Genomic DNA, 16,711 nt, shown 5'->3' on the forward strand with positions numbered 1-16,711 from the left:
CAGGCGCGACGAGACCGAGGCGGAGAACCTGAGTTTAAGAGCGAGTAGCCCAGGGGACGTTGCTGAGGTCAAGCGTGCCGGTGTCATAGTCATTCTGCTCTGTTAGGAACAGCCGCTGAATCGCCGCGACTATTGCTTCGGCGATATCCACTCGCACCGATGCGTCTTCGAGAAGTGCAATGTCGTGTTGACTGCTGACGTATCCAGCAAGGACGTAGATCTTCGGTGTGTTGAGATTGCGAAGAGATTCCCACGACTTGGGGTGTGAGCGACAGTTCAGCAGGGGAGTGCGCGAATCGATTTCACGTGAAACCAGGTTCGCGAGTTCCCGGCCTACGGGCGAGAAGATCGAGGGTGTCCTGGTTGAACCAAAGTAGTAGGTGGCGACCCCGTTCGGCAGCGGAGAAGGGCTGTTGTCTAGTGCGATCGAGATAAGCGCGGAGGACCCAAGCTCGTCGGCAATGTTGGGGTTGTCGTCCGTGGCATGCACGACTGCGGCCCCAAGTGCAGTGAGGCGACCGTCAACACGGCGGGCAATATCGTCACTGATCCGGCGTTGAAGTTCTCGCTGCTCAGCAGAGAATTCGGCGGTGGGGAAGTGGTGGGTCGACGCAGCGGACTCCAGCACAATCACCTGTCCAGCCAGGGACGGGCCCAGGGACTTGACGCGTGCACGTTCAGTAAGGTTATAGATGTTGCCCACGGCATGGTCACGGTGCACATCCATAAGGGCCTTGATGGTCTTCGGTCCGACAATGCCGTCGGGGTTCAGCCCCAGTTCGCGCTGCGCGCTGCGAACTGCGGTGTCAGTGGACTCCTCAAACCGAAAGCTGATCCAAGAGGTGAGCAGGCCAAGATTGGCAAGACGCTTCTGAAGCTCAGCCACATCGTCCCCGATCTGGGGTCTGCTTGGATCGTACTTGAGAATTCGATCGCCCAAGCGAAAACGTGCAAGCTCAGTTTCGTCCAGAGACTCTTTGCCAAGGACACCGTCCACTACGATTCCGCGATCCTGTTGAAACTGCCGAAGACCCGATTCGAACGTGTGATCGAATACGGCGTTGTCCGGTGCGCCCACAACGTAGCCCAGTCGGCCAAGGTGCCCTTTGGTCACGGCAATGATGGGATCGCTGTCCCCGTGTGAAAAATAGGTGTCCATAGATTCTTCCGTTAAAATGTCAGGCGCCCAATGATTCTACATTGGGCGCCTGAAGCGGTCTGGGCTGCGAAAATCAGCCGATGAATTCGGCGAGTTCCTCTTCGAGTGCAGGTTTGGGCCTTGCGCCGACAATCTGTTTGACAACTTCGCCGTTCTTGAAGACATACATAGCCGGAATTCCGGTAATCCCGTACGCGGCTGCCGTCTTCATATTGTCGTCAGTGTTGAGCTTGACGACCTTGAGTTTTTCAGCATTTTCTTCGCCGATCTGATCGACGATTGGTCCGACCTGCCGGCACGGGCCACACCACGGGGCCCAGAAGTCGACAAGGACGGGCTTGTCGTGCTTGAGGACTTCCGCCTCGAAATCGGCGTCGGTGACTTCTTGAGACATGTTTACTCCTTATCGGCGCGATCGGCCAGGTACTTTTCAGCATCAAGGGCTGCGGCACAGCCGGAACCGGCTGCCGTAACGGCCTGTCGGTACACAGAGTCTACGACGTCGCCGGCAGCGAACACACCTTCTACGCTTGTGCGCGAAGACCGGCCGTCAACCTTGATGTAGCCGTTGTCGTGCAGGTCGAGCTGACCCTTGAACAGGTTGGTGCGCGGGTCGGACCCGATGGCGATGAACAGGCCAGTGACGTCGAGTTCAGATTCTGAGCCGTCTGTGGTGTTGCGGACCGTGACGCCCGTGAGCTTGTCGTCACCATGGACGGCTGTGACTTCAGCGTCGAGAAGAAACTCGATCTTGGGATCACTCTGAGCCCGTTTGACCATGGTGTGCGATGCGCTGAAACCCTGACGGCGGTGGATAAGGGTGACCTTCGAGGCGAAGCGCGACAGGAAGGTGGCTTCTTCCATTGCGGAATCGCCGCCGCCGACCACTGCGATGTGCTGGTCTTTGAAGAAGAACCCGTCACAGGTGGCACACCAGCTTACGCCTTTGCCGGTGAGAGCCTTCTCGTTGTCCAGACCGAGCTCGCGGTAAGCCGACCCCGTGGCGAGAATAACGGCTTCGGCAGTGAACTCTTCGCCCATTTCTGTGGTGAGGCTGTGCGCACCGGGGGAGAAGTCAATGGTCTTGACATCGTCGTAGAGGACTTCGGCACCGAAGCGCTCGGCCTGTTGGCGCATGTTCTCCATCAGGTCAGGCCCCAGGATTCCCTCGGGGAAGCCGGGGAAGTTCTCGACGTCTGTTGTGTTCATCAGTTCGCCGCCTGCAGTGACAGAACCGGCGATGATGAGCGGTTCGAATCCGGCGCGGGCCGCGTATACGCCGGCGGTGTATCCGGCTGGCCCGGAGCCGACGATGATGAGCTTCATATTGGTCACGGGTGTTCTCCTTGGAAGCGTTGCTCCGGCTGATCCGGCGCCTGTGGTCTTCTCCTGGGTGCAACGGCGGTGTTCGGACCGTTATTCCGCGGGTGAAACGAGCCCGGTGCCAGGTCAGCCCTTGTTGGCGTAGGCGGTGATCTGGCTGATGGCGGCCTTTGAATTGCCTTCGTAGGTGGGCAGTTCGATGATCCACACGTAGAAGCTGTCGGTCTTGACGGGTTCGTCGAGTTCGACTTCGGTGTTCTTGCCGAATTTGCCCTTGCCGACGGTCTTGGCATCTTCGGGGCTGCTGCCGATGCGGATTTCGAAAGCACCGCCCTTGGCCTTGGAATCGAGGATGACCTTGGTCAGTTCCTGTTCGTCCTTCAGCGTCAGCTGTAGGCCGAGGCCGTCTTTGAGCCCGCCGAACTTCGCGGAGTTGTAGCGGTCGGAAGTCCAGTTGTCCTTTTTCTTCAGGACGTTCTCTGCCCTGGCGTTGTTCTCCTTGCCGTCACCCTGCGGGTCCAGGGCCTTGGCCTTGGTGATTTCGACCTTGACCGATTCCGGCTTCTTCTCTTCTTCAGCAGGCGCTGTTGTGTTGGTTTGCGGGGCCGGCTGTGGGGCTGCGGTGTCGGCGTCGCCTCCGTCGCTGCCGGACATGCGGAAAATGCTCACGCTGATAATGATGATGCCGATGGCGATGAGAGCCAGGGCTGCGTAGACGACACCGCGCTTCTTCGCAGACTCAGCCTGGCTGCCCTGACTTTTCGCCGTGTTCGAGGTGTTGGATGCGCCGCTCTTTCCGGTGGCAGCGCCGCTGGTTGCAGCTGCAAGCGTCTCCGTGCCTTTTGCCGAAGTTCCGACCGATTCGGAAGATCCGGCCGATGTCGAGGTGCCGCCGACTTCCGCTGTGCGTTTGTCTGCGGTGTGCTGGGCGGGCGCTGCTGACTGTGCGGCCGGCTTTGTCTGGGTTGCAGACGCCTGGCCTTTGCCGTCGGAAGCCTGTGGTTTCTGGACCGGCTGCTTCGCGGTTTCAGCGTGTTGTTTTGCCTGTGCAGATTCTGCGAGACGGCGGGAGTGTTCCTGCAGGCGGCGTTCGTGGTCGTATTCGGCGCGCTGGCGGGCGTACTCTTGTTCGCGGGTTTGGAAAACTCCGCCCAAGAACCACGAACCGTCGCCGTCGTCTGCAAGCGGCTCTTCGGGTTCGTGGATGACCGGCATTGCCTGGGTGCTCGGCTCTGAGTCGTCGCGGTGCACGATCGGCACCGTCAGGTTCGGGTCGTGCGCACTGGCGGTGCTTGCCGGGGAGTTCTCGGCCGTCCACTCCGGTTTGCCGGTCAGCTGGTCTGGTGACAGCGGAAAGCGGGTGGCCTTTGCCATTTTCATGCGGTCGTCGTAAGGAGTGACGCCCACGCCGCTGAGACCGGCGGCGGCTCCGGAAACACCTGGACGAACGAGCCCGATACGAGCCCAGGCGTTGGCCATCTGCGCATCAGAAGCGCTGGCCTGGGGCTCGACTTCCTCCGGTTCCGGGTGGGCAGGGCCGGCGCTTTCGGCAAAGAGTTCGCTTTCGGTGCGTGAAAGCTGGGGCAGTTCGGTCAGCAGGGTCGTGTCCCACTTGTCCAGGTAGCGAACGATTTCGCTGGGGGAGCGCGGGCCGGGATCGGTGCCGCCGACAACACCGGAGATGAACACTTCGAGTTCGTCTGAAAGTTCGCTTGTAAAAGCCCCGACGGGTGTGATTCGACGGTTTTTGCGTCCGGCCGCGGGCAATCCCGCGCGGTCGTGGTCGCCAGGCCAGTGGCCGGTGAGAGCAGAGTAGAAGACGTTGATGATGTCCAGCGCGTCGCGGCGGGCTGCCCGGCTGGGTGTGAGCAGGTCGATTTCGAGGCTTTCGACAGCATCGGCAACTGCTGCATCTATGCCGACACCTCGGACAATCACTTCGCCTTCGGGGGTGACGGCAACCGATTCGGGCCCAAGCATCAGGTGGTGCAGGCCCCTTTTGTCAGCGTGGGTCAGTGCGGTTGCGACTTCCCCGATCACGGCCCGGGCCTGGTCGACGGACAGAGGACCGTTGGCGAGCATCTTCGACAGGGGTGTGCCGCCTGTGCGATCGCATACGATGTACACGAGGTCGTCCTGCATGCCGACGTCTTTGATAGCCGGAATGCGCGGATCAGCCAGCAGGGCCGCGCGATTGGCGGTGCTGAAGAGCCCGGCCGCAGTGTCTTCGCGGGCGGTGTACACGATGACGGGAGCGTCGAGAACGGCGTCGAGGCCGAGGTTGACCTGGCCGACTTCTGGATGGTCGGGAAGCCAGGGTCGGAGCACTTCAGATATGACGTAGCGGTCGGCGACGACTGTGCCGCGGTCTGCGCTTGTCAGCTGTCCCACCTCCCGTGTGTGCTATGGCTATCGATTCTAACCGGCATAGCCTGAAAACATGATCAGCGCCCGAGTTTGGCTCGCACCGTTGTTATGAGTGAGCGCAGCTCTGGAACGCGCAGCGCCCAGCAGATGCCGAAGTAGATGATCAGCATGAGCGTTCCGATGCCGGCGGCTGCGAGGAAGGCGGTCCCACGGCTTGCCCAGAAATCACCGAGTCTGCTCAGCAGGAAAGAGCCGATGACGCCGGACACCGCTGCTGCGAGGCCGAACTTGATGTGGGCGAACACGATCGTCTTGCCGCCGAGGTTGCCGATCTTCCTGTGCAACAGGATAAACGACAGCAGCATCGCGATGACGTAGCCGGTGCTCATGGACAGGCCGATGCCGGCGACGATCAGGTGGCGGGGCAGGATGAGAGCCGACATGATCACCCCGATGGAGGTCAGCACCACCTGGGGCAGATTGATCCAGAACGGGGTTTTGGCGTCTTCGTAGGCGTAGAAGACTCGTTGGAGCAGATAGTTTGCGCTGAAGGGCACCAGCCCGATGATCATGGCGATGATAACCAGGCTGAGGGCTCGGGCCTGTTCGAAGCCCGCTCCGCCGACGACCATTGCGGCGGGCCCGGCCAGTGCGATGAAGGCGGCGGTGAAGAACATGTTGACCAGACCTACGAGGTTCACACCGGTGCGGAAGCTGTCTTTGACAGCGGGGGTGTCGCCGGCGGCGGCGTACTTCGACAGCGGTGTGAAGAGCGCTGTTGCCAGTGATACCGCGACGAGTGAGTGCGGCAGCATGAAGATCAGGTAGGAAACGGTGTATGCGGCGTTGGATGCGCTGACTTCGCCGCCCTGAGACGTGCCGAGGGCAGCCGCGCGCGAAATCACGAGGAAGCCCAGCTGGCCGACGACCAGCGCACCGAAGGTCCAACCGGCGACACGCGCGGCTGTTCCCAGTCCGACACCTCGGAAGTTGAAGCGGGGTGTGTAGCGAAAGCCCATTCGCCTAAGCGGCCAGATGAGTACCAGGGCCTGCGCGACCACGCCGAGGGTTGCGGATCCGGCCAGTACGACGATCATGGGGCCGGTCCATTCGCCCACGGGGTGCTGGCCTTCGGAGCCGGGACCGAACATCCAGATGAACACGAGCAGCCCGGCGATGGCCACTACGTTGTTCAGAACCGGCGCCCACATGTAGGGCCCGAAGGAAGAATTGGCGTTGAGCACCTGGCCGAGCATGGTGTACAGCCCGTAGAAGAACAGCTGGGGCAGACACCAGAAGGCGAAGGCGACGGCAAGTGAGGTCTGCTCGGGCGACCAGGTTGACGATGAATACAGCCAGATAAGTACGGGCGCCAGGGCTGTGGCGAGGATCGTGAGCCCACCCAGAAGCAGGATCGACAGGGTCAGCAGCCTGTCGGTGTAGTCCTTGCCTCCGTCGGGCTGTTCGGCGGCGCGGACGATCTGCGGGACGAGAACGGCGTTGAGCACACCGCCGGCCAGGAGCATGTACAGGTTGTTGGGGATTTTGTTGGCAACGTCGAAGGCGTCGGCCGCACCGCCGATTGTGACGCCGATGGCCACGGTCAGCAGCATGGTCTTGGCCAGCCCGAGGACGCGCGAGACGAGCGTCCCGGCTCCCATGATCGCGGAGGATTTGGCGAATGACGCTGCTTTCGATGTGCTCACAAAACTCCTCTTCGGCTGTGCGCTGTTGTCAGGCTGTGCGCTTCTGTGTGGTGGGTGGTGTGTCTGCGCTGTTGCTTAAGGGACCGAGGCGCCAGGTGCTGGTGCCACAAGCACAGCAGACTAGTCGTTTTGGCTTTCTGCTCGTGCCACGGCTGCTTCCAGTTGGCTCTGGGGGAGCTTAGGCCGTCCGCGGCGTACGGAGAAGTACAGGCCGACGATGAACACGATCGCCAGACCGGACCCGACGATTGCGGTGCCGATGTTCTCCCAGTCGGCGCGGACGCGCACGAACATCTGTTCGTCGGTGGGGATCACTGTGCCGTCTTCGGCTACCAGGTTGACGCGGCTGGGCACGTCGGCATTGGCGATGCCTTTGACGGGGACGGTGAAGCGAGCGTGTTCGCCGGGTCCGATTGTCTGTGTGGGGGAGGTTTCGGCCTGCAGCTGTGCCGTTTCGGGGCGCAGGTTGACGGCGAGTTTGGCGGTGCGGGTCGAATTGTTGTGCACCGTAATCGGGATTGTCGTTGATTCGCCGGTGACCAGAAGGACGGTTGATCCGCGTTCAATGCCAATGCGACCGCCGAAGCCCTCGGCGGCTTGGGATGCGCTTGCGACGCATTCGCTGAGATGCTTCGGCTGGTTCTTCCAGCCGACAGACGCGCAGGTCAGAAGCATGCGCGAATCGGCTGTGCGGGCTTCGCCCGGATCGGCGAACAGCGAATCGAAGACGCCGATGTCTTTGTACAGGCCCGGCAGGGGCGCCATCGTAGGGGCCGGCAGGGTTGTCGTCTGAGCTGATTGGAAGGCTTCGCGGTCGGATTTATCGGTCTTTTCCAATTGGGGCAGGCTGATGGGATCCAGCCAGGGGAGGTCCTGTGGCATGGCGGCTAATTGTGCCCAGTCGGATTCTGCTGTGCGGCGCGGCAGGCTCATGAGGATGGAGCGCTGATCGAAGGGACGTTCGGCGGTGATTGCGGCGGTCAAAGCAATAACGCGGCTGATGTCTTCAGCTGACCTGGGCGACTGCGGGCTTGCCGCGGATGCTGCCTGCGTGCTGCTGTTTTTGCTGTCGGCAGGTCCTTCGTCCCCGGAGCTTGTCGGTGCGGTGATGCCGAGTGCCTGATTGAGGTGACGGTTGGTCACAAGCACGGGGATATTCGATCCGAGATCATCAATGGTCAGCTGGGCGCGCGCATTCGCCGTGTGAGAGGCGCTGGTCGGCAGCTGGTCTTCGCTCAGCAGCACGGCATCGTGGCCGGTGGAGTGGAGCGTGTTGAGGGTTTTGCTGTCGGCTCCGGCCGCAGCCGGCCACGCGTAGCGAAGAATCCGGTTGCTGCCTTCGAGTTCTGGCACCGCTTCTGCTATCTGTCGGGAAGCGGCCTGTGCCAAATCGGCCAGTTTGGCTTCGCCGACGGCCCGGACGCTGCGCAGGTCTGCATCAGCGTAGGGCAGCGGGATGATGTCGTGTTTGGTCAGCTCTTCGCGGAACTCGCTCCAGAAGGCTTCGAGTTCTCTGTATTCGCCCGGTGCGGCTTCGCCATTTTCGCTTCCGCCGGTGGCTTCTGTCTGTTCGGAGTTCTGATGGGCTTCAAGGGTGCTGCTGATGCTCAGCAGCAGGCGGGGGTCGACGGCGATCGCAGCGTCCGGTGCCTTTTTCATCGCGTCAAGAAGGTCGCTGAGCTCCCCTCCGGCGGCGGCTTTTTCAAGCTCTTGGGGCACGTACTTCCCGTCGAGGCCGAAGCGGGTGATGGTGGCGGGGATGACCACCCCGAGCTGCGTTTGGTCGATTTTCGGTTCTGGGTACCACGTGGTGTAGGCGGTTGTCGGCTGTTCGAAGGCGCCGGCTTGTGTCGTCACGGCTGCGCGGATGCCGCGCGGGCCCCACGCGGACAGCGGGTCTTTGGCTGACAGCCCGAGCTTTGCAGCCGGGATTGTCACGCTGAAGCGGGCCGTGGTGTTGGCTTTGATGGTCTCAGGCAGCGGGCTGGCGGTGATGGGGTCATCGCCCGCTTCCGGTTTGAAGTCCGGGGCGATGCTCGTCAGCGACCGGTGGGGGTTGGGGCTGCGCGCCCACCCGTTGACGGCTTCGGCGGAATTGAGAATCTGGGAGGACATGCCCACCTGAAGCGTGGGCTGTTTCAGTTCCTTCTTTCCGCTGCGCACGTGTCCGGTGATGGACAGGGTGCCCTTGTCGTCGAGCCACGGGGTGATCGAGGTGATCTCGATGCCGGGCTCTTCCGCACGGTTTGTGCCCTGTTCTTCTGCCGAGGCGGAGGTCTGCTCCTGCGCGGGTTGGGCGTGCGCAGGGGTCGGCAGGGGAGTGGTTCCCAGCAGGACTGTCAGGGCCGCTGCTGCCGCAGCGGCGATGGGGCGAATGATCTTCATGAGGGGTATCGAAGGAGTCGGCCGGCGGCAAGGGCGATGCGGCGTTCGTTGGCGAATGACAGCCGTTCGTTCAGATCAGCGTAGGGAACCCACTCGGCTGCCACCGCCTCGTGATCGGGGTCGTTTTCGACAGTGAGTTCCCCGCCCACGGCGCGCAGCAGGAAGTGATGCACAACTTTGTGGATGCGGAATCCGGCGGCGGAGAACCAGTAGTCGACACTGCCCAGGGGTGCGATGACCTTGCCTTCGATGCCGGTTTCCTCAGCAACTTCACGGCGGGCGGCCTGGGCTGCTGTTTCGCCGGCTTCCAGGTGGCCTTTCGGCAGGCACCACTCGAGCCTGCCGGCCCGGTTGATGCGGGCTATGACGGCGACGTCGCGGCCGCGGGATGAGAAATCGACCACGAGCCCGCCGGCGGAGGTTTCCTCCACAGCCTGCGAGCGTGCCGGGAAGGGTCCCGGTTTGGGGAGCGGTCGAATCATGAGTTCTACCCTACCGTTCAGGTCTCCGCGGGTTCTGTGAGAGCGCGGGTACCCTTGTACGGGACAAAAAAGGAGGTCTGCGTGGACGCAGCGACAGCGCACTTTCGACTGGCTGAGGCACTCGAGAAACTGGACGATGTGCTCGGTCCTCTGGGCCGGACCTTCGCCGATGCCGGTTTTGAACTGGCTCTTGTGGGCGGTTCTGTGCGCGACGCTCTGCTGGGCCGGGACATGCCGGACCTCGATTTCACGACTGACGCCAGGCCGGATGACATTGTGCGGCTGATCCGCGACCTGGCGGACACGTGGTGGGATATCGGCAAGAAGTTCGGGACCATCGGGATGGTCAAGAAGGGTCGGCAGATTGAGATCACCACCTACCGTGCGGAAGCCTATGATTCCGAGTCCCGCAAGCCGGCAGTGGCGTTCGGAGACAACCTCGATGACGATCTTGTGCGCCGCGATTTCACTATCGGGGCGATGGCCGTTCGCCTGCCCGGAGGTGTTTTCGTCGATCCCTTTGGCGGGCTTGACGACCTGACCGCCGGGAAGATTCGCACTCCCGGAAAAGCGGAGGACTCCTTCAGCGACGACCCGCTGCGCATGATGCGCGCGGCCCGCTTCACTTCTCAGCTGGACTTCGAGCTCGCCGATGACGTCCGTGAAGCCATGACCGATATGGCCGGGCGAATGGACATTGTGTCGGCCGAGCGGATCAAAGACGAACTGGTCAAGCTCATCTGCGGAAAAGCACCGTGGAAGGGCATTGACCTGCTTGTTGTCACGGGCCTTGCAGATGTTTTTCTGCCCGAGGTTGCGCGCCTGCGGGAAGAAAAGGACGAACACGGTCGCCACAAGGACGTCTACCGGCATTCGCTGACGGTGCTGCGCCAGGCCGTTGAACTCGAAGAGCGCTACGCCCGCAAGCAGGCCGAAGCAGATGCCGCGGCGGCAGAAGACGACGAAGCGGACGAACCGCTGCCGGCCGATTCGCAGCTGCGGATTTCGGTCCCGGACTTCACGGTTCGCTTTGCCGCTCTCATGCACGACATCGGCAAACCCGACACCCGCCGCTTTGAACCCAACGGCGCGGTCACCTTCTACCACCACGATGTTGTCGGCGCGAAGCTTGTGCGCAAGAGGATGCGCGCACTCGCCTTCGACAACGCAACCACCAAGCGGGTGGCCCGCCTGGTGGAGCTGCACCTGCGCTTCTACGGCTACGGCGACGCCGGCTGGACCGATTCTGCAGTCCGCCGCTACGTCACTGATGCCGGCGACCAGCTGACCCGCCTGCACATTCTCACCCGCAGCGACGTCACCACCCGCAACAGGCGCAAAGCAGACCGTTTGGCGCGGGCCTACGACGACCTCGAACGGCGTATCGAAAACCTGCAGCGACAGGAAAAACTCGACGCCATCCGGCCTGACCTGGACGGACAGCAGATCATGCAGATTCTGGGCATCGCACCCGGGCCGGTTGTAGGCCGGGCGTACAAGCACATGTTGGAGCTGCGGATGGAGAACGGGCCAACCGATTTCGACACGGCCAAGGCTGCTCTGCTGGCCTGGTGGGCAGGACAGCCGGAAGCGGGCTAGTCTTAGACCTGGCAAAGAGGCCCAGATCACAGAAGGAGAACCCCATATGGGCGACGTCACCACCACTTTCCGCGAAGCTCGCGACACGCTTCTGCGGTATCGGACCGACCTCGAAGCAGCCCGCCGGGAATTCACCTGGCCGCGCTTTGAGGAGTTCAACTTCGCACTGGACTGGTTCGACCAGGTAGCTGACGGCAACGACAATCCCGCGCTGTGGATCGTCGAAGAAGACGGTCAGGAGAACATCTACTCCTATGACAAGCTGCGCCGTCGCTCCAACCAGGTGGCCAACTTCCTCCGCGAAGCCGGTGTGAAGCGCGGCGATCACGTCATGGTCATGCTCAACAACCAGGTTGAGCTGTGGGAGACCATGCTCGCCGGCATCAAACTCGGTGCTGTCCTGATGCCCACCACCGTGCAGCTGGGCCCCATCGATCTGCAGGACCGCGCCGACCGCGGCAAAGCGCAGTACGTCGTCGTCGAAGGCCCTTCGGCTTCGAAATTCGACGATGTCGCAGTCGACCTCAAGCGGATCGTCGTCGGCGGCGAACCCCAGCGCGAACAGGACCTCGCCTACGCAGACTCGACCGGCGCCTCGGAAGACTTCCAGGCTGACGGCGTGACAAAAGCCGACGACCTCCTGCTGCTGTACTTCACGTCCGGCACCACGTCGAAGGCGAAAATGGTCGCCCACACCCACACCTCGTACCCGGTGGGACACCTGTCGACCATGTACTGGATCGGCATGGAGCCCGGCGATATTCACCTCAACATCTCCTCACCCGGATGGGCCAAGCACGCGTGGTCGAACCTGTTCACCCCGCTGATCGCAGAATCGTGCATCTTCATCTACAACTACGCCCGCTTCGACGCGGCAGCGCTCATGAAGACCATGGAACGGGTCGGTGTCACCAGCTTCTGCGCTCCACCGACCGTGTGGCGCATGCTCATCCACGCCGATCTCAGCCTGCTGCCCACCCCGCCGCAGAAGACCATGTCAGCCGGCGAACCGCTGAACCCGGAAGTCATTTCGCGCGTTCGCGCCGAATGGGGCACCGACATCCGCGACGGCTTCGGCCAGACCGAAACCACGCTCATGGTGGGCAATTCCCCCGGTCAGGAAATGGTCCCCGGATCCATGGGCCGCCCGCTGCCCGGCTATGACATCGTGCTGCGCGACCCTGCCACCGGCGAACTCGGCGACGAAGGCGAAGTGTGCGCTGTTCTCGACCCGCGCCCGGTCGGCATCACCCAGGGCTACTGGGGTGACGAAGTCAAAACCGCAGAAGCCTTCTACGACGGCGTATTCCACACCGGGGATGTCGCAGCAAAAGACGAAAACGGCTACATCACATTCGTGGGTCGAGCCGATGACGTGTTCAAGGCAAGCGACTACCGACTGTCGCCGTTCGAACTCGAATCCGCACTCATCGAACACGAAGCGGTTGCCGAAGCTGCAGTCGTTCCATCACCGGACCCAGTGCGCCTAGCAGTGCCGAAGGCGTATGTCGTCCTCGCCCCGGGCTGGGAGCCCACTGCGGCCACCGCGGAATCGATTCTGAAGTTCTGCCGCGAAACGCTCGCACCCTATAAGCGCATCCGCCGCATTGAGTTCACGGAACTGCCCAAGACCATTTCCGGAAAAATCCGCCGTGTTGAGCTGCGCACCCGCGAACTCGAACTCCACCCCGAATTCGGCGAAGCCACCGTCACCGCTCAGGAATGGGCAGACACGGACTTTCCCGGACTCAAAGGCTGAACCGCCTCTACTGAAGAACCCTGAACCGCCGGGCGTGACAGCGCTCGTGTGATCAGATCAGTGCCGACGGCCGGTGCCCTGCGCACCGGCCGTCGGCTTTGCCACTCGGGCAGCACCCGGGTGAGACGCTAGCGGCAGCCGGCGGCGCCTCGTGATTGAGATGCGTCACAGAAGAAGACACGGCAGAATGAAATTCGGCACATTTTTAGGACGACTCACAGTGAACTGTGGTTGACTGAAATGATTTGATTTGTCGTATTGGGGGAAAACTGTGTCCACTGCTCAGCGAAAGGCAGCGGCAAAGAGTTCCAGTGCCAGCCGCTTCCTCAACTATCCGAGGAGGAACAAACAGGGCTGGACGCGATGGCTGCCGTCCGCTCGCCTGTGGGGCCTCGGCCTGCTCGGTGCACTCCTGCTGGCAATTGCCGGCTTCACCGTCGGCTACGCGCTCACACCCATCCCAGAGCCGAACGCGCAGGCCGCAGGTCAGACCTCGTACGTCTACTACAAGGGCGGTGACGATGTCATCGGCACCTTCAAGGACCAAAACCGCAAGATCCTCAAACCCGACGAGATCTCGCCGAACATGGCGCACGCTGCCCAGGCCGCCGAAGACAAGAGCTTCTACGAAAACCGCGGCATTTCGATCAAGGGCATCTTCCGCGCCGCGGTCGGCATCGTCACCAACGACTACGCCGGCGGTGGTTCGTCAATCACCCAGCAGTACGTCAAGAACTACTACCTGACGAACGAATTCTCCTTAAAGCGCAAGGTCAAGGAGATGTTCATCGCCATCAAGCTGGACCAGGAACTGTCCAAGGACCAGATTATGGCGAACTACCTCAACACCATCTACCTGGGCCGTCGTGCCTATGGAGTAGAGGTGGCCTCACAGTCCTACTTCGACAAGGACGCCAAGGACCTCACGGTCGAAGAAGCTGCGGCATTCGCAGCGATGATTCAGACGCCGGGGGCAAAAGACCCGGCCGAAGATCCCTCGCGCCTGCAGGACCGCTTCGACTACGTGATCGAAAACATGGTCGACCTGGACTACTTGACGCAGGAAGAAGCAGACCAGATGGAACTGCCCAAGTTCCACAAACCCAAATCAGACAACGAACGCAAGGGCCAAACCGGCTATCTGATGGATTCGGTGCGCCACGAACTGAAGACCAACGCAGGCCTCACCGACGAACAGATTGACCGCGGCGGACTGCAGATTCACACCGGTATTGACAAGAAGATGATGAAATCGGCGGTCGAATCCGTGGAAGACCTGCCGAAACTCAAATCCGGGATGCACGTAGGGCTGTCCTCCGTGGACCCCAAGACCGGCCAAATCCGTGCAATCTACGGCGGCAAGAACTACTTCAAACGGATGCACAACTCATCCACGCAGGACACCGCGCAAGCCGGTTCGACGTTCAAACCGTTCACCCTGGTGGCGGGCCTGGAAAACGGCTTCCGGCTCAATGACTCGTTCACCGGTTCGCCGCAGACCTTCCAGCTGCCCGGCGGGGGTACATGGGCGCCGCAGAACTACGGCGGCAAGACCTACGGCCAGGTCACACTGCTGAAGGCAACCCAGAACTCGATCAACACCGCCTACGCCCAGCTCAACATCGACGTGGGACCGGAGAAGACCAAGGACGTCGCCGTGCGCGCCGGGCTGCCGGAGGACACGCAGGGCCTGGACTCCAACGCCTCGAACGTGCTCGGCACCGCCAGCCCCACGACCCTGCAGATGGCCAGCGCATTTGCGACTTTCGCCGCTGAGGGTGTTCACCGCACACCGCACTTTGTGGTCAAAACGGTCGACCCCGACGGCGAAACGATCTACGAGGCCGAAAATGAGGGCGAAAAGAAGTTCGACAAGAACGTCATGGCCGAAACAACCTACGCGCTGACCCAGGTGGTGCAGGGCGGTTCTGCCAGCTACGCCTCGAACCTGGGTCGTCCCGTTGCAGGCAAGACGGGTACGTCGAATGATTCGAAGTCGGCCTGGTTCGTCGGCTACACCCCGCAGCTGGCGACAGCCGTGTCGATCTTCCGGTATGACGACAAGGGCGTTCCCATTGACATTGGGTCCTACGGCGGACGCGGGTCGATTACCGGTGGTTCGTACCCCACGATTGCGTGGACGAAATACATGCAGGGGGCTATGAAGGGCATGGATGTCGAGCAGTTCCCCGAGCGGGGCGAACTGCCGAATGTCCAAAAGCCGGAGAACAAGAGCGGCGGTTCGCGCGAAGTTCCCCAACAGCCGCGCAATACCGAGCGCCCGCGGACCGGGCCTCGGGATGAAGGCGGCAGCGAAAAACAGCCGAAGGAAACTAAGGCTCCGGAAATCAACACCCCGGACGAAGAGTCGAGTCCCGAAAAGGGCCGACAGCTGGAACGCCCAACCGAGCTGCCGGACGAAATCGAAAAGCGGAACCCGCAGGACCCCAAGGAGCGCGAGCAGCCGCAACCGGAGCAGCACAAGAAGGAGAAGCGCAAGAAGGACGACCCGCCGAAGAACCCCAACCCGGATTCGCAGGGCGGCAACTGACCCGTGCGCTCACCGGCTGATGTCGCAGCGCCCCTGCTCGGGGGAGGTCGGGGAAAGTTCCTCGGCGCCCCCGGCAGGGCGTATCTGCGCTTTCAGGGTGCAGCGGCGATTGCCCTGCTGGGGTGCGTGGGCCTGGCCGGCATTCTGCGTCAGGTGCCGTGTATTGCCGCAGGGTGGGGCATGCCGCATGCCTCCTACCGCATGTGTGCGTCGCCTATCGCCAACGGGCTGCTGGGCACCGGGTGGCCGCAAGCGCCGGGCCGCACTGGCACTGCGCTGACCGGACCTGCTGCCGAGTGGTTCGTATTCGGATTCGGCGCCGCTTTCTCCCCGACAGTGAGCATGGCGATTCTGCTGGTTCTCAACTTCGCTGCGCTTCTGCTGGCGGGCATGGCCCTTCTGCAGCTGCTGGGGGACCGGTCGTGGTTTGCCGTGTTTGCGCTGTCGCCCGTGGTGTTCTTTTCCATTGGGCAGTCGCTTGACCCGGTGGGACTTGCTCTGGCCCTGTGGGCACTCGTGCTGGTTGGGGAAGGCCGTGTGGCGGATGCCGAGGTGCCCTCTGCGAAGGGGCCGTCTGGCAAGGGGCTCTCTGCGAAAGGGCCGGAGCGCAAGCCGCTGGCGCCTCTGGCGGTGGTGGCGATCATGTTCGCTCTGGCCGCTGTCATCAGCCCGCTGGCTGTTGTCGTGGTCATCGGATGGTGCATTTCCGCGATGCTGCGCGGCTTCACACAGTCGGCTCTGACCGTCACGGGACTGTTCATGGTTGCCCTGGGGGCGCTGGTAGTGGTCGACGGCAGGATCATCGGGCGAATCCAGGTGTGGCTGACCGACGGCATTGACCGCGGCTCGCTCTACTCGCTGGCGGCCTACCGTGTTGAGAGTGCAGTTCTCAACACGTCGGCGCTGATCGTGTTCATTGCGGCGGTGGCGATCGCGGCTCTTGTGCTCTTCCTGCGTGGAGGCACCCGCGCCGACCCCTTGTCGATAACAGCGATGCTGTTGGCAGCGGCACTGTTGACGGCGCCTCGTGCCGGTGTGGGGGAGGCCCTGTGGCTGGTGCCGTTTGCAGCGGCAGCCGTGCACAGCCTCGTCCTGCATTTCTTCTGGATGCTGTCCGAGGCCGCGCTGTTCATCGCGGTCAACCTGTCAGACGCCGATGCAATCGACCCCGGCAAGGGGCTCGCACCGGGATGGCTGTTTGTATTCACGGCGCTGCGCTGGATGGCAATCGCAGGCCTGTTGGTGTGGCTGCTTGCCGCAAAGTGGCGCAAAATCAGAGTCAACGACTAAGATGGAACGGCTTGTGTCATGGGCTCAGTGTAGAACTGGGCTATGACGGAAGCACTGCACATACCCTCCTGCCATGGAAAGACCATGGCC

At 62.1% G+C, this 16,711-nt stretch carries 11 protein-coding genes; 4 read left to right on the top strand and 7 right to left on the bottom strand.

Annotated elements, in window-relative coordinates; all coding sequences use genetic code 11:
• Positions 1–34 precede the first annotated feature (34 nt).
• The 7 genes from HMPREF3162_RS01295 to HMPREF3162_RS01325 all read right to left on the bottom strand — a co-directional run bounded on the left by HMPREF3162_RS01295 (position 35) and on the right by HMPREF3162_RS01325 (position 9,422).
• Positions 35–1,159 carry an N-acetylmuramoyl-L-alanine amidase gene (locus HMPREF3162_RS01295; protein ID WP_070776666.1) on the bottom strand — a complete coding sequence of 375 codons (1,125 nt, stop codon included), beginning with the start codon at positions 1,157–1,159 and terminating at the stop codon, positions 35–37.
• Between the two features lie 73 nt (positions 1,160–1,232).
• A complete protein-coding gene (gene trxA, locus HMPREF3162_RS01300) occupies positions 1,233–1,553 on the bottom strand; it encodes a thioredoxin (protein ID WP_070776668.1) in 321 nt (106 codons plus the stop codon).
• Between the two features lie 2 nt (positions 1,554–1,555).
• Positions 1,556–2,485 carry a thioredoxin-disulfide reductase gene (gene trxB, locus HMPREF3162_RS01305; protein ID WP_256282552.1) on the bottom strand — a complete coding sequence of 310 codons (930 nt, stop codon included), beginning with the start codon at positions 2,483–2,485 and terminating at the stop codon, positions 1,556–1,558.
• 123 nt (positions 2,486–2,608) lie between these two features.
• Positions 2,609–4,873 carry a hypothetical protein gene (locus HMPREF3162_RS01310; protein WP_070776672.1) on the bottom strand — a complete coding sequence of 755 codons (2,265 nt, stop codon included), beginning with the start codon at positions 4,871–4,873 and terminating at the stop codon, positions 2,609–2,611.
• A gap of 53 nt (positions 4,874–4,926) precedes the next feature.
• The gene (murJ, locus tag HMPREF3162_RS01315; RefSeq protein WP_083318859.1) at positions 4,927–6,555 is read right to left on the bottom strand and encodes a murein biosynthesis integral membrane protein MurJ; all 1,629 of its coding nucleotides are present in this window, start codon (positions 6,553–6,555) and stop codon (positions 4,927–4,929) included.
• Between the two features lie 120 nt (positions 6,556–6,675).
• Positions 6,676–8,940 carry a DUF6049 family protein gene (locus HMPREF3162_RS01320; protein ID WP_070776674.1) on the bottom strand — a complete coding sequence of 755 codons (2,265 nt, stop codon included), beginning with the start codon at positions 8,938–8,940 and terminating at the stop codon, positions 6,676–6,678.
• Complete coding sequence (locus HMPREF3162_RS01325; protein ID WP_070776676.1) at positions 8,937–9,422, bottom strand: NUDIX hydrolase; 486 nt, start codon at positions 9,420–9,422, stop codon at positions 8,937–8,939. Before HMPREF3162_RS01325 ends, HMPREF3162_RS01320 begins: the two co-directional genes overlap by 4 nt.
• Positions 9,423–9,503: 81 nt before the next feature.
• Here HMPREF3162_RS01325 and HMPREF3162_RS01330 point away from each other — a divergent pair, with 81 nt between their 5' ends.
• The 4 genes from HMPREF3162_RS01330 (at position 9,504) to HMPREF3162_RS01345 (ending at position 16,621) form a co-directional block, all read left to right on the top strand.
• On the top strand, positions 9,504–11,021 hold the full coding sequence (locus tag HMPREF3162_RS01330) for a CCA tRNA nucleotidyltransferase (protein WP_070776677.1): 1,518 nt from the start codon (positions 9,504–9,506) through the stop codon (positions 11,019–11,021).
• 46 nt (positions 11,022–11,067) lie between these two features.
• Entirely contained in the window at positions 11,068–12,780 is a 1,713-nt protein-coding gene (locus HMPREF3162_RS01335) for an AMP-binding protein (protein WP_070575986.1), read from the top strand.
• A gap of 271 nt (positions 12,781–13,051) precedes the next feature.
• Positions 13,052–15,331 carry a transglycosylase domain-containing protein gene (locus HMPREF3162_RS01340; RefSeq protein WP_070776679.1) on the top strand — a complete coding sequence of 760 codons (2,280 nt, stop codon included), beginning with the start codon at positions 13,052–13,054 and terminating at the stop codon, positions 15,329–15,331.
• Between the two features lie 3 nt (positions 15,332–15,334).
• Entirely contained in the window at positions 15,335–16,621 is a 1,287-nt protein-coding gene (locus tag HMPREF3162_RS01345; protein WP_070776681.1) for a hypothetical protein, read from the top strand.
• Positions 16,622–16,711 lie beyond the last annotated feature (90 nt).

It is taken from the genome of Brevibacterium sp. HMSC07C04 (genome assembly GCF_001815905.1).
Lineage (GTDB): Bacteria > Actinomycetota > Actinomycetes > Actinomycetales > Brevibacteriaceae > Brevibacterium.

Excerpts from the sequence above, each read along its gene's own strand:
- HMPREF3162_RS01295 (WP_070776666.1), bottom strand. The coding sequence starts at position 1,159 with ATGGACACCTATTTTTCACACGGGGACAGCGATCCCATCATTGCCGTG.
- trxA (WP_070776668.1), bottom strand. The coding sequence starts at position 1,553 with ATGTCTCAAGAAGTCACCGACGCCGATTTCGAGGCGGAAGTCCTCAAG.
- HMPREF3162_RS01320 (WP_070776674.1), bottom strand. The coding sequence starts at position 8,940 with ATGAAGATCATTCGCCCCATCGCCGCTGCGGCAGCAGCGGCCCTGACA.
- HMPREF3162_RS01325 (WP_070776676.1), bottom strand. The coding sequence starts at position 9,422 with ATGATTCGACCGCTCCCCAAACCGGGACCCTTCCCGGCACGCTCGCAG.
- HMPREF3162_RS01335 (WP_070575986.1), top strand. The coding sequence starts at position 11,068 with ATGGGCGACGTCACCACCACTTTCCGCGAAGCTCGCGACACGCTTCTG.
- trxB (WP_256282552.1), bottom strand. The coding sequence starts at position 2,485 with ATGAAGCTCATCATCGTCGGCTCCGGGCCAGCCGGATACACCGCCGGC.